Source organism: Vallitalea sediminicola, assembly GCF_054408565.1.
Genome location: NZ_BTPT01000011.1, coordinates 23083 through 39167, shown reverse-complemented (window position 1 = coordinate 39167; position 16085 = coordinate 23083). Strand labels below are relative to the sequence as shown.

The 16085-nt window shown below is 32.7% G+C and carries 7 protein-coding genes; all 7 read right to left on the bottom strand.

Going from position 1 to position 16085, the window contains the following annotated elements; translation table 11 throughout:
* Nucleotides 1-81: 81 nt before the first annotated feature.
* The 7 genes from ACX6CF_RS05145 to ACX6CF_RS05115 all read right to left on the bottom strand — a co-directional run bounded on the left by ACX6CF_RS05145 (nucleotide 82) and on the right by ACX6CF_RS05115 (nucleotide 16082).
* Nucleotides 82-1650 (bottom strand): hypothetical protein, encoded by a 1569-nt coding sequence (locus ACX6CF_RS05145; protein WP_458784233.1) that lies wholly within the window; start codon nucleotides 1648-1650, stop codon nucleotides 82-84.
* Complete coding sequence (locus tag ACX6CF_RS05140; RefSeq protein ID WP_458784232.1) at nucleotides 1647-2642, bottom strand: hypothetical protein; 996 nt, start codon at nucleotides 2640-2642, stop codon at nucleotides 1647-1649. The genes ACX6CF_RS05145 and ACX6CF_RS05140 overlap by 4 nt, the downstream gene beginning before the upstream one ends.
* Before the next feature lie 33 nt (nucleotides 2643-2675).
* A complete protein-coding gene (locus ACX6CF_RS05135) occupies nucleotides 2676-3479 on the bottom strand; it encodes a class-II aminoacyl-tRNA synthetase family protein (protein ID WP_458784231.1) in 804 nt (267 codons plus the stop codon).
* Between the two features lie 33 nt (nucleotides 3480-3512).
* Nucleotides 3513-5126: an ABC transporter ATP-binding protein gene (locus ACX6CF_RS05130; RefSeq protein WP_458784230.1), complete on the bottom strand. Its 1614-nt coding sequence runs from the start codon at nucleotides 5124-5126 to the stop codon at nucleotides 3513-3515.
* A 40-nt stretch (nucleotides 5127-5166) separates the two neighbouring features.
* Nucleotides 5167-6894 (bottom strand): ABC transporter ATP-binding protein, encoded by a 1728-nt coding sequence (locus ACX6CF_RS05125; RefSeq protein ID WP_458784229.1) that lies wholly within the window; start codon nucleotides 6892-6894, stop codon nucleotides 5167-5169.
* A 111-nt stretch (nucleotides 6895-7005) separates the two neighbouring features.
* Nucleotides 7006-7251 carry an acyl carrier protein gene (locus ACX6CF_RS05120; RefSeq protein WP_458784228.1) on the bottom strand — a complete coding sequence of 82 codons (246 nt, stop codon included), beginning with the start codon at nucleotides 7249-7251 and terminating at the stop codon, nucleotides 7006-7008.
* A gap of 14 nt (nucleotides 7252-7265) precedes the next feature.
* Nucleotides 7266-16082: an SDR family NAD(P)-dependent oxidoreductase gene (locus tag ACX6CF_RS05115; RefSeq protein WP_458784227.1), complete on the bottom strand. Its 8817-nt coding sequence runs from the start codon at nucleotides 16080-16082 to the stop codon at nucleotides 7266-7268.
* Nucleotides 16083-16085 lie beyond the last annotated feature (3 nt).

The window sequence follows — 16085 nt, the reverse complement described above, 5'->3', positions numbered from 1 at the left end:
CTATAAAATCAAAGGGGCTGTCGAATAATCCGCAGTCCCTCTACTTCCGATATTTTTATAATAATCATTGTTATTACTATATCAATCGTCCTTTTTTGCTAATGTCATTGAAAAAATATGTATGTTAGGACAATAAGGTAACTCAATACTTTTAATGGTTTTACTAGAATCAACTGCTATAATATTAGCATATAAGTGAACATCAAAATCATAACACTTTATTTCCTTTTCTTTAATGACAGCACCCTCTCCTATCCATGCTATTATATCATTAAATCTAGGTGACTCACCGAGCCATGAAGTCAAATATAATACTTTCTTTTCTTTAGTACCATCATTGTAATTAATTATGATGTCATTTGAATGACTACCAATATCACAACATCCTAAAATACAGATATTATCATAGTTCGTCCCATCTATTTGTTCTATATTTATTATTTGAGAGAAACATTCAATATTATCGTATGTATGATTCAAATAATCAGCCAATCTAAATTTCATGTTTTCTATTTCTAAGAAATCCATCTTTAAGTTCTCATTTAACACCAAAAATCTATTGTCCCCCAATATATTAGGATAAGATTTTTGATTATTTTCTTTATCTCCGATAGCATTATTATTAAAATGTGATGTTATATCCACATATTGATACTTACTGAATTCGCAATTTGTATACTGGGTAAATGGAGTAAACGGTTTTACAGATTCATTATTAACAAGCCTATATAACTCACTAATAATTTCTTCTTCAAAACTAGCTACTTCTTCTAACTTCTTGGTTACTTTTTCAATGTACTCTGATGAATTTTCAATATAATTAGCCTTTATTAACATTCCATAGACCATACTCCATACATTAGAAACGTATAATAATCTATCGATAATAACTTTTAAATCATTAATATCATATTGTTCCATCAAATACGTTAGTGACATAGCAAATCGTCGCCTATTTCGATATACCTCAGCAAGCTTTGTGATTGTTGGAGAATCAGATATTTTCTCTTTATAAGGTTCGATCTCTTTTTCCACATCAAAATACTGTTGTACATCTTTTGAAAATTTTATAATAGAATCAATCATGTTATATTTTTTTATACAGCTTAATTCTTTTTCTATTAAATCTCTCCAATCTACTTCCTTATCATGTTGTTTAAAATCAAAAGTTATAAATACTGAGTTCCCTTCTTCAAAATCTTTATAAGGCAAAGCCACTTTTTTATTGACAACATATGAATCTATACAATATATATTCTCATCATCTATGTCAGTTACAATACAAAAGTGATTTGAATGTTTTGCTTTGTAGCTTCTTATAATCCAGTGGCAATTAAACACATCCATTTTTATAATAAGAGGATTTTCTAGTTTTATTTGTTCACGTAAAAATTTTATTTTTTCTGTTAATGTATCTTTAGTGACAATGTTTGATTCCATACCGTGATACTTGGCTAAATATGCCCATTTTAAAGAGTGCATTTCTATTTTATCTCCAAGACTTCCCCATATCTTATTCTCATAGTATATAAATCGCCATGCATCTCTAAACATCAACCTATAATCATTATTATGATATTTAGCTATAGCAGCTATCAACATATCCAAACAATCATATGCTGGATTCTCCTCAATAACTATATTCATCATTTGACCCCCTCCTTTGGTAATACAGCTAACAATTCTGTCATAAGCTCGAATTCTTCTCGTTTCAATTTCTCAAGTTCACTGAGTGGCTTTTTTATATATTTAGGATTATTTTCCATTATTGACCTAATTATATAATTCTTGATCATAGAAGCTTTATTAGCTAGTTCTTTGGAGTATTTTAGTAAATCTTTATCTATCTTAAATACATTAGAGTCAATATAGTTTAGTCTTAGATGCATGCAATTCTTATGCTCCCATAGAATATAAGGTATTCTAATATCATTTTCAACTTTCCCATTAAGTAACTGATTAAAATAGTTGAATATATTATCGTAGGTCTTAAATCCATAGTTAAATGATGTGTTGAGAGTTTGATAAACCCTCAAATCCTCTGATGAATTTCGAGAATAAACATAATCCTTGATTTGTTTTCTGATATAGGGCAAATCTATTTCCATTGGAGATTCTTTTACTTTCAAGAGAACAATTTCTTGGTTGGTATATGTTTTCATATCATCGACAAAATCACGAAAAGATAATCGATTGCTTCCGTAATGCCCACTTTGATGCCCCACTGTATACAACATTTTTTCATTGGTATTACACCCGTAAATATAATGATAGGATGTACGGGGTTTCTTTAGAAACTTCTTCCTAAAATAATCCAGATCCTGAGTCAGTATATAATAATTATCCTTCAACATATTAATAATAAAATCTAGAATATCCTTTTTCGAATTAAAAACTATATCTGTTTTGAAGTATTGCATTTCCAATAAGGGGTTATTCCACCAACCATTGCAGATATTCCCCACATAGAATGAATAATCCAGAACCCCATATTCATCATAATTATTTGAACACATCATCTGGATATAGTGATTATAGAACCATGCCTTATTGGGTTCTTTTGTTAACATTATTGCTAATGGAAAAGCTATATGCATCCGACCTGTTAAAGGTGGTATTGCTAAAGGCAGTTTTATTTCCATATCTTCTCCCCTTTCGATCAATCCTCTGCAAAATTACTTTTCCTTCATACACTTAATTAATTTTAACCATCTTTCATGTCCAACTCCTACACACCCTGACACGGTCTCATTATCATTATCAAAATTGTACGTCTTGCTGAACTTAGTACCATGATAATTAAATGAAGCAAGGGCAATTTCTTTTCCATCAATATGTACAATTAATTCACGTTTCATTTGATTCATTAGTTGGAATTTTTTCCATGCTTTCACCTGGTTTGATGAACCAAAAAAATGATCAAAGGCTGGTTGTACAATTGCATTCTTATCAATGGTCAATACATACTGATACAACCACTCTTCAAATTGCTTTAGTGATTCTTTAACGTATGTTTCTGATCCAATAAAGATACATTCTCTTACATTGAACTCCCAGAAATGCTGCAACCCATCATGTTGTCCCCCTTCATATCGATACACTTTACCTTTCGCCGTAAGACACATATCTTCTGATATGACCTGATTTTCAAACATGGGGTAAACATGAAGACAAGCAGCAGGGGTCAAATATAACCCGCTTAGTTGTGCCGTTTCATCTGTTATCTCTTTCTCTGCTTCAATTTGTTCATAGTGGTCTGGATGAGCAACTGCAACTGCGGTCAATTGATGTCTATTCTTTCCAAAATACCCACTCTTCTCAAGTATGTCCCTTCTTATAAAAGAAGGTATTATGATATTTTTTGCATTGAATATCTTTAAGAACTCGCATATATCATTATCTAACTCTTCAATATGGCGACAATCATTCTCATCCACACAAAAGTATTCATTGTATAATATACTATAATTGTTATTCATACGACTCGCTTCCTCTCTACAGACATTTACGGCTTATATATATATGATCCGATCAGCTATTGCCAACGTGGATTCCCTATGTGTAATGGCTATAATGCATTTTCCTTGATCCTTCAATTCTTTTAATGTCTCCAATATAATTTTTTCCGATGTACTATCTAATGCAGCAGTAGGTTCATCCAATATAATGACCGATGCTTCTTTTAATAGACTTCTGGCAATGGCAATTCTCTGCTTCTGTCCACCTGAGAGATTTATCCCTTCTGTCCCAACGTCATAATTGATATCTAGCTCTTCGTGGATGGCTGCTTTTGATAAGGCATCCATGATTTGCTCCCTCGTAGCATCAAAATCTCCATACCTAATATTATCAAGCACTGTCCCTTCAAACATATCAGCCTTTTCTGACACGTATGAAACTTCCTTTCGCAACTCCTCAATAGAGAAATCTCTTATATCAACACCCTTATATAATATCTTGCCGTTATACTCTACAAAACCAAGCAATGCCTTGATAAGACTGGACTTACCACAACCACTTTGCCCTGAGACCATTACAATTTCACCTTTCGAGAATTCTAGAGTAATATTATCTAATATGGATTTTTCCCCATAGAGTACTCTTACATTTTCATACTTTAACAAAGGTTCATTTTTATCATCGTAAGTAAGAGCAATTCCATTGTTCTCATCATCAATATCCATAATCTCCAAGACACGATCCAAGGATATTTCATGTGATTTGAAGTTTGATACAGCTCTACCAAATCCTGATATATGCCCTACAATATCTCTACATAACTGAGTGACCAAAATCACTTCTGGAATAGACATATATCCCCTTACACTAAACAAGCATGCTACAGGTATCATAAGGGTGGAACATATATTAGTAAACAAGTCTAATGTAATTATTTTATATGATTCCATTCTCCCTATTTTATCTTCAACTGATTTGAGTTGTTCTGCCTTGCCTTGTAACTTGGAACTTATTTTTTTCTCAGCATTAATTAGGCGTATACTTATTTTCCCTCGTAATGTATTTTGATATAGATTCATGAAACCCGATTCGGCTTCTAGGTGCATACGATTAAGTTTTTTATGATATTTAACAAAAAATTTATTGAAGAAAATAATTAAAATACCAATAACTAAAACCATTACACCAATATAAATGTTTACTAAAATAATTGACGTGATATATCCTAATCCAACGATAATGGGATAAATGGATAGGACAACGTCATCTGTTACCATAGCCGCTGCTAGGTCTGAATCTGTGTTATATCTTGTCAAAGCTTCTCCATTATCATAGATTGCAGTTTTTGTTATTGAACCATTCTGTATTTTATTATAGATTTCTTGCTGTATATTGGTTCGTGCAGATAATTTGAATAATTTTATCAAAAAAGCTGTTATATATTCAAGTAGATTGGCTATTAATAAACAGACAAAAATGAATCCTAGGATTAAAATAATATCTTTTACGGTAATACTTGTATCCTGAAGTTTCTCAACATATAGTTCATATCCATAGGCATAAATTAAGCGAGCAACTAAAGTCGTCACTGGATAACCCAATATACCAACAACCCATAATATTGGACGTTTTTTAATAATTCTTATCATTTTCTTAGTAGCTTTCATATACATATACCTCTCTTATATTCATGTTAGAAACCCTAGGTCACATTTGTGCAAACATTTTACCATAGTCTTCATTCTTTTCCATGAGTTCCATATGTGGTGCATAACCAGCAATTCCATTATCCTTTATATATAAAACTCTATCAAATCTCTTAAAATCAATTCCACTATGACAGATTACAATAAAAGTCCTTTCCTTTAGCTCATTGAAGAAAACATCCATAATCCTATTAGTATTGTCTTCGTCTAAAGCTGATGTTGGTTCATCACATATATAAACATCACTATCATTCAAAAATGTCCTTGCTATATTGACCCTTTGATTTTGACCATTGGATAACATATGTTTACCGCTACCAAGAACCGTATCCAATCCATCTTCCAACGATGCAATATAGTCATTCAACTGTGCCTTGGCTACAGCTTTTTTTACATCTTCTATTTTTTTGTTTTCATCCACTATTCTGATATTATTATCAATGGTATCATCTATAATAAAGTTTTCCTGAGTAACTACAGCTATCTGCTCATAATACCTCTTCTTACTCATTTTATTAATAGCTTCTCCCATAAATTCTATGGAGCCTTCTTGTGGTTCATAGAGATTACATAATAACTTTAACAACGTGGACTTACCGCATCCACTTTTACCAACAATTGCGATTTTTTCACCTTTGTTTATCTTGAAGTTAATATTTTTTAGTACATAACTATCGGTATACGAAAAAGTTAAATTTTTTATATCATACACAATAGTACTATCATTGTGTTTACTTACATGTTCTTCCAATTCCTCTTGATCTTTATTATCCTTTAAATCTAATATACTATTTATACGATCAACTGATGCTTTAACATTTTGATAATTGACGGGTATGGATTGAATTATAGTTATTCCCTGTCCAACTATATCAATCAAGAAAATCATGGATACCAACTGTCCTAGCTGCAATGTACCGTTAATGATATTCTTAGCTCCGATTCCTAATACAAATAGAAATACAAAATAACCATTCATAGCTGCATAATAATTCATTATCCTACTAAAAACATACGATTTACGCTCTGATTTCTTTAAATCACGTAATTTGTTTCTATTATCATCCAAAAACTTTTTTTCCATATTGTATGCCTTAATCATCATTCTGAAGTTCAGGGAATTAATAAAATAGTTTATAACTTGTCCCTTGTTTTCTCTTTCCTTCATGGTGAGGGAATAAAGTCTTTTTGCCCAAATTTTATTTAATAGTAGCGTTAAAAACAATATGCCTATAATAGCTGCTAAATCAATCAGACTCCAACTTTCATAAAACATATAGATAATGTATGCAAGACACAGCCCCATTTTTACAGGTAATTCTCCTAATAGAAATAGGGTATCAAACCATTTTTTGAACCCTTCAACATCAGTAGACATAATGGACAATATTTTCTTATCATCCCTTGCTTCAAGTTCTTTATAATCAGAATAGCATATTTTTTCTGTAACCATTTTCCTTAGTCGATACAAAAATCTGTTCTGCACTCCAAAGGAGATCCTCTTATTTATGAAGCTTGTCAAAACTTGAATAACAACTGCAACAGCAATAAATATGGTATTTCGTATGATTTTCTCATGACTGGATAAATCAATAACAACACCTATCTCATAGGTATAAAAAAGCTGTGCCAAAGCTGCAATAAATGCCCCTATAAAAATCACTAACAACATAAATTTATAGCTTTTACCGTATATTTTGGCTATATTATGACTTACTCTTTTTCTCATACACACCCCTCTAACCTATTTTTGTTAGTAAGCTGTGTTCCTTCTATAATAATCAACCTATACACATGAAGGAACACAGCTATGTTATTAGAGACAATTTAATAATTCTTATTAACTATTTTTATTTCTTATAACTAAATCTACAATACTTGCTACATCTGAATAATTTTCCATACCATAGTCTTCGTAAGATACCTCAATATTAAAACTTTCTTCAATGAATAATATAAGCTCAACAACAAAAATGGAACTAAATTCATCAAAGGATTCTAGCTGGGTTGTTTCTGTAATCTCATCTGCTTGTAACTTTTCTTTAATATACTCTATTAATTTTACTCTAATCTCATCTTTATTCATATTCATTCTCCTCACTAAGCTGTGATAGTAGATCTTCCTTTTAATACATCTGATACAATATCACCTATTTTTTCTTGTCCTGTTATTTTGGTAATACGTCCTAATAGGGCTAGATATTTATCAATGAAATCACGAACCTTTTCTTCTCTAAATTCATTGGTATAATCAACTTTCATGACTAAGGAAAAATTCTTATTGGTGATTTGTATATCAATATCGTATTTAGCAAAGCTAACAGGAAGAATAATATCTTCAGAGCTTCTTCTTTTTCCTTCTACAATATCCATATTGGAGCTTTCATAATCAAACATAACGTTAAATAGTTTGGAACTACTATCTTTATGGTTTTTTCTATATTTCTCCACTATCCTATCATATGGATAGCATTGATTGGCTAAATCCTTATTCATATTTTGTTTAATCTCAATAATAAAATCACTTAATGACTTGTCTGCCATTGGATAATTTCTCATTGGAAGAGTATTTGTAAACATTCCCACGATATTCATAGCATCTTCGTGTACTCTCCCTATACATGGAACACCTAGGATTACATCTTCACTTGAATCAAACATATGTATTGTTAGATTAATTCCCGTTAGCAACATACAAAATAATGATGCATTATTCTTTTTAGCAGCCATTTCAAGATTATGTATAAGTTCATGATCCAATGTCATATTAAAGCTTCCAGCATGACCTTTTACATCATCTGCTATAAAATCTTGTAAATAATCCTCTCGTACATAATCTTTCAATCGTTCATCCCAATACGCTTCCATCTTCTTATATTCTGCTGACTGGGCAAAATCATTCTCATAAGCAATATAGTGCCTATACTGATATTTAACATCTGCTAAGGGTGATTGAGTTATGATAGCATTCAACTCTCTATTGATGATACTTGATGAATAGCCGTCAATGATGATATGATGCATATCAAAAAACAATACACAACCACCACATCCTAGTTCAATAACCGATACTTTAAAGAGTGGAGCCTTACCTAAATCAAATTTTGTTATTAATTCAGTATAGTCAATATCATTCATATCCTCTTTATGATAATAAGATATATCCGGTTCTATATCCTCTTCTACTCTTTGACTTATGGATTTTCCATCAAAATAGAAACTTGTTCTAAGGACATCATGTCGATTCATAAGTGTCTTGATACAATTATAAATATCCTCTTTGGTTTCCATTTGATCTAGTTTATAAGCAAAAGGAATATTGTATATTTTTTTATTCTTACTTGTTTTATAAACTACATACATTCTCTTTTGAGCATGGCTTAATTCACCTGACCACTTGGAATCTAAATATTTACTTAGGATACCCTTTTCTTCATTCAGAGGTAATTTTTCCACTAATTTATTATGAATGAACTCCGATAAAGTATAGATGGATGTATATTCAAATAGATTAGCTACATTTACCATATCAGAGTAGAGGCTATCAATATATCCATGCATCCTAGTTAATAGTATAGAATCGCCACCCATTTCAAAGAAATTATCATAAATATCTATATCATCATACCCTAGAATTTTTGAATATATCTTACATAAGTTATCTTGAATATCTTCAAGGTTGTTAGAAACAACTCTATTTTCAAGGTCTAACTCATCTTGCTTATCTATATTATTAGCTTTTTCACTATGTGGTAGAATCAGCAACTTCCCTTTTTTCACCTGAGCTACTTCGAATCCATCTTCTGTCAGTATACGATCTCCTTTGTGGCTATTTTTATAGATTCTCTTTAGTTTATTCATCTTCTCCTGAATATCCTCTGAGATTCTATTTCTACTATAATCACTGATAGCTAATAGATTCTCATTAATATTATACTGACCAATGATTACTTTTCTTACAGCACTTTGTAACAATCGGTCAAGATAATAGATGGCCTGTGAAGTGGTAATGGCTTTTGTAATGGTATCAACATTAATACCAAATCTTACAGACATACCAGTTTCCTTCCATGAAACCCAATTAATGACATAAGTTCTGTCACCTCTAGTATTTCGATAATCAACAAAGGCATCTAAATAAGAGTTAGCACCTACATAATCGCTTTGACCCGCTTCTCCTGAAAAAGTTACTGCTGAAGAATAAAGCATCATAAAATCTAATTTTTCATCCTTGGTTAATTGGTCAATTATCCATGTTCCCCTTATCTTAGGAGCTAATACCCTTGCAAATTCCTCTTTCTCTTTTCTCATTATATATCCAGCACCTGCAATTCCAGCTGAATGGAAAATACCATGAACCCTATCTACTTCTCCTTTTATCTGTTGATATACCTGTTTCATGCCTTCATAGTCCGAAACATCTACAGCATAAATGAGTACTCTGACACCATTTTCTTCTATTTCTTTTAGAATAGCTACCTTCTTTTTATGCTCATCACTTAGGTCATTGGAATTCCATTCTTCTCTAGGATGGAAACCATTCCGTCCAAGTAAGGTAACACTTCTACATCCTTTTTCAGATAAGTATTTTGCGGTTTCAATACCTATGTCACCTAAACCACCTGTGATGATGTAGTTGCCATCCTCTCTAATGATATCTCCCTGAGGATTGACTGTTTCTTCAGTGAAGTATTCCACATATCGTGTACCTTCTCTAAATCCAACTAAATAAAGTTTCTTATCCTTATTGAGGATTTCATCTACTACACATGGCATATCTTCAGAATTTTGAATGTCTATTGCTCTACACTCAATATTTGGATATTCTTGTTCAATAACCTTACCAATGCTTAGTACTACAGCGTTTTCAGGATATAATGTTTTTTCATTCTTAGAAATACTATAAGCGTCTTGTGATAAAATAATTAATTCAAGATTCCTGCTATAATGAGTATTAATCATGGCTTTAATTATATTAATAATATGATAAAAACCATTCTCTAAGCTTTCTTCAATCTGTTCATACAACTTGTCATCCTTTATTTTAGTATTGTCGCTCTTATTATTTCCCTCACTAATGGATGCGAGATGAATGATCTTATCTATATTATAAGAATGAATGTCCTCAAATAATTGTACACAGGATTCTATGGAAGTATTTACTCTATAGATTGCATCATCTATTTTCTCATAGGCTTCTCCAAGGAATACCTGAATCACATGAATACCTCTTTTAGTTAGAATCTCTGCTATATTTTGCATAGCTGAATAATTACTGTGGAAGAGTAAATAGGTTTTCCCCATCTGGCTATCATCTATGTTACTTTCCTGATAGTCTTCTTTCGTCCACTTCATGGTGTAATAGAAACTATCAAAATTCACACTATCTATTTCATCCGGATCAGCAGGAGGTGCAAACCAACAATGCTCTTTCTTATAAGGATAAGTTGGTAAGTGGAGATGATGCCCCTCTTTCTTGAACAGTTTGATCCATTCAATATCAGCGCCTTTTGTATAAGCTTCTAATAATTTTTCCATAGTTACAGTATCCTTATTATGTATAACAGCTTCTAACAGTTCTGAAGCTCTATGATTTAACGTCTTATGTTCTTCCACTGTAAACTCAAAATCTTCTCTGCTTTTTTTATTCTCAGATACAATGGCATACTTTCCTTGATGAATTCTATGATGATTATCATCCCCATCTAGATATGCTCTTAATGAAGAAATAAGTTCACTCATACTACTAACACTAAATCCTACTCGATAATTATAGTGACCTCTTCCTGTAGCAAGGGTATATAGTACATCATAGGTATGTTGATCTTCATTGAGACAAAGCCATTGTATTAAATTCTCTGCTATTGTTCTCAATCCCTCTTGGTATTTCGCTGAAATAACAAAGATAGTAGGACTCTCTTCTATTACTTCTTCATAATCAACCTCTGGAGCTTCCTCAAGAACAATATGACAATTGGTTCCGCTCATTCCTAAGCCTGTAATTCCAGCTCGCCTAGGTGTATCCGCCCTTTTCCACTCTCTTTTTGAGGCACTCATATATAAAGGTGAATTAATGAAATCTATGTTCTTATTAGGCTCTTGGAAAAATACTGTAGGAGGTAACTCACCATACTTCATCATTAATAATACTTTAATGATGCCACTAATACCCGATGCTTCGTTGAGGTGTCCAATATTTGGCTTAATTGTTCCTAATGCACAAAATTGTTTTCTGTCAGTGAAAGCTTGAAAAGCATGGGTAATACCTTTAACCTCAATAGGATCTCCTAAAGCAGTACCAGTACCATGAGCTTCAATGTAACTGATTGTTTCTGGTTCTATACCCGATTGAAGCCAAGCCTTTTGTATGACCTCTGATTGGGCAAGATAATTAGGAGCAGCTATACCAAATGAACTTCCATCCTGATTAGATGAACTTCCCTTAATTACACCATATATACTGTCTTTATCCTCTATAGCTTTTGATAGAGGTTTTAATAAAATAGCACCAACACCTTCTCCAACAGCAGTACCCATAGCCCCTTCTGAAAAAGATCTTGTCTTTTCTTCACTAGATTCAAATCCAACTGTGAATCCGCCAGCTAGTGGAGACATTGTTATGGATGCGCCTCCGACCAAAGCCATATCACATTCTCCACTCCTAATTTGTTGACATGCTGTATGCATGGCTACTAACGAAGAGGAACAAGCTGTATCAATAACCATTGTTGGTCCCTTCAAATCATTCACATAAGCTATCCTGCTTGCTGCCATACTTACTTGATTAACTGGTAGTGACTCTCCAAATAATTCTGAATCCAATTCATACAGAATACGACTATACATATTACCTAGATTGGCTGTATATCCAAGAAAAACACCTGTATTACTTCCCCTTATTGTCACTCCCCCATATCCTGCATCTTCAATTGCACTGTTACAACACTGCAAGAAAAGTCTATTGATAGGGTCAATTAATTTTGCTTCTCTTGGTGACATATTAAAGAGTTCGTAATCAAATTTATCAATTTCTTCTAGATAGGCACATTTGTTGAATCTGATATCTTCTTTATCCATCCCCATATAGCGAAAATGTTTTCTTAGATCTTTTGCCCTTTCTTCTGGTATTTCCCTGACTACACTGACTCCATTGATAATCATTTCCCAATATTCATCAATATTTTTTGAACAAGGGAGATCAATTCCTATACCAATTACTGCAACATCCTTTTCGCCGTAGTGTAGTGGTACATTATTCACTCTCTTCTTGGATTCCTCATCTCTTCTAGAGGTTATATCTTGTTTGGAATCTACATACTCTGATAATTGTCTTACATTGGGATAAGCAAATAAATCCGTTAATTGTAGCTTTTCTGGATAATACTCATTGATAATCTTAAATATATGTCCCATCAAAATGGAATCTGCTCCCATTTCAAAGAAATTATCATGGATATCAATTTCTTCATATCCCAATACTTCTTGACATGCATAGGCAATCTTCACTTCAATGTCTTTGTACTTGGAATCCTCAGTACCTGATATCATCTTTGGTCTATCAGTACCCGCTTTTTTCTTGTTCTTATCCTTTAAAGCGGTTAACTGCTCTGTAATATAATCAGAATACTTAATGGGATAATTGTTCATCATCAAAGCTATTTGACTGTCAAAGTTCAATTCACCAACTATTACATTGGTGCAATTGCATCCCAAAACATCTAGAAACCCTTTTATTCCGTCTTTGGTTGTAATTGTTTTGAATAATGTATCAATGGAAAAATTATGCTCCACTGACATACCTATTTCAGACCATGTTGCCCAATTGATGGTATATGTTTTACCACATCTATTAGCCTTTCTATATTGACTGAAATAATCAAGATAGGTATTTGCCGCTGTATAAGCGGATAATTCAATACTAGTGAAAATAGTAGCAATAGAAGAATATAGAACAAAGAAATCTAATTTATCTTCCTTAGTCAATTGATCCAAATTCCAAGCGCCATATACTTTTGGTTTAAGCATTGCATCAATATCTTCTACAGTGGTACTTTCAATTAACTTTCCACCACCAATTCCAGCTGCATGAATGACACCATTGATTTTTCCATATTTCTTTCTAACATTGGTTAATATCTCTTCCATTCTATTATAACTAGATATGTCCCCTTTGTAATATTCAATGTTTCTTGCCAAGTGAGCCAAGGTAGTATATCTATTATACTTTTCTATCATTTTTTTCTGACTAGGATCAATGTCACCATTAATAGGAAGTTCACTTCTACCAATAATAATTATTGTGGCTTCTTTTGTAATTTCACAGATTTTCTTGGCCGTTTCATATCCAATTCCACCTAATCCACCAGTAACAATATAAACGCCTGTATCAACTAATAATTCGCTACTATCTTGACCTGTTGGTACGATTTCTTTTAACCTTTCAACATATCTTACGTTGTTTCTATAGACTACAACCTCTTCTTTATTCTTGGAGTTAATCTCCCCAATAAGATAATCAAATGTTGTCTCTTTTTCATAATCCAGAAAACAAAACTTAATCTTCTTCAATTCTTTACTGATACATTTACCTAATCCTAAGGCTGTCGTATTCTGAGGATTGAGGCTTTCTTCATCACCAGTAATACTAATTCCATTCTTTGATAGAACTACTAATTTTACATTTGATTGATTCTCATTATTATAAATAAGCCTAGTCAACCATAGTAAAGTATGAAGATTATTCTCCTGCATTTTCATAAGCTTCTCGATGTCATCTGATTCACATTCATATAATGAATATATTACGTGAGAAGCTTTTTTCAATTTCTCCTGAACTTCTTCCTTCTGTTGCTCTAATTCATGAACATCTCTTAACAAAACAGTTTCACAATTGCTTTTTTTCTTCTTAACTGCTTGCTTTATTTCCTTTAACTGACTTTTATCCCAAGCTATGACTAAAGTATTTTCTGGAGCATTGTTTATATTTATAATATTATCCATTTTAAAATCTTTTGTATAATATAATTTTTTCTTATTTTTGTAAACCTTCTTAGGCAACCATAATCTTGTTCGTTGGAATGGGTATACTGGCAAAGGCTTGTGAACACCTTTATATTCCCTGTACATCTTTTCCCATTGTGGATTAGCTCCCATGGTGAAGGACTGACATACGTCTTCCAAATCCCTATTTTCCAAAATCTCTGATTCTAGAATTCCATTAAGCTTGCTTGTTAATTCATTAATCTGCTTTAACCTGGCTTTGCGGCTTTTATAGTCACTATTATCTCTTACTATGGTATGATAATATATTTTTTCATTTGGATATTCACTCAAACCATTTTTATTAATGTATTTTAATTTGCTTAATAATTCTTCCTTATCTGCTACGACAAATGCTATTCTTTTATCATAAATATCATTATATAGATTGACGTTATAACAGAAATTATAATAATCCAACTGATCATTGTTTTCTCTTATATAATCCAAATATTGCTCAATCTTACCCTTAAGACTGTACTCCGATTTTGCAGAGATACTTACGAGTGTTGGCTTATTAACTGGTATTATTTTCTCTTCCTTATTAGGATTATAGGCTTCCAATACAACGTGGCAATTGGTCCCACTTAGACCAAAAGCACTAACTCCAGCAATATATTTTTTCCCATTATCTATGTAGCTACGTGATTCAGTATTTACATAGACAGCCGAGTTAATAAAATCAATATTTTTATTAGGTGTCAAGAAATTAATTGTGGGAGGAATCGTATTATGTCTCATGGATGCTACTACTTTTAGTAACGCAGCTAATCCTGAGCACTCATACATATGTCCTAAATTACTTTTCGATGCCCCAATGGCACAAAATTGTTTTCTATCTGTAAATTCACCAAATGCTTTATTGATACCTTGTATTTCTATAGGATCCCCTAATCTTGTAGCTGTACCATGAGCCTCAATATATTGTATGTCTTCTGGATCAATATTTGCCTTGTTCCACGCATCCACCAATACCTTAGACTGTGCTACTGGATTAGGTGCTGTTAATCCTGAAGCTGTACCATCGTGATTAATTGAAGTTCCTTTGATAACCGCATATATGATGTCTCCATCTTGTTCTGCTTGGTCTAGTGACTTCAAAAGAATGGTACAACACCCTTCTGCAATAGAAGATCCATCTGCACCTGAGTCAAAGGTTCTTGTCTTACCATCTAGAGCCTCTATTCCTATTTTCATATTGTCCATGATTAGAGGCATAACATTAAGCTTAAGACCTCCTGCAACAGCCATTTGGCAATTGCCTGAAATAATATGCTCGCATGCTTCATGAACAGCAACAAGACCCGAAGAACATGCTGTATCCATAACCATAGTAGGACCTGTTAAATCAAGCAAATGTGCTATCCTTGCTGGAATCAATGGCGCCATATTACCAGTCATAGAATAAGGTAATAAATCTGGATGATTCAATGCAATATCCACAATATAATTATCCTTGAAGGAAGCTGATGTATAGCCTAGGAATACTCCTGTCTTTGACTGTTTAAGTCGCCCGGCGGTATAACCTGCATCATCAAATGCGCTCCTGATGGTTTCAAGGAAAATACGTTGAGCCGGATCCATTAATGAAGCTTCTCTAGGAGATAGCTGAAAAAACTCGTTGTCAAATTCATCTATTCTTCCAATATAGGAACCTTGATAGAACTGAGGTTCTTTATCACTATCGTGAAAAAGGTTGACTAATCCTTCAGCATCTTTTGCCCTATACTCTGGGAAGTCCTCAGAACAGCCGATTTTGTTCTTGATAATCTCCCAGTACTGTTCTAAATCCCTGGCACAGGATAATTTCAATCCTATGCCAATAACAGCAATGTCTTTTTTTTGCTCTATCCTTTGTTCTTTCTTCTTGTTTTCCATGCT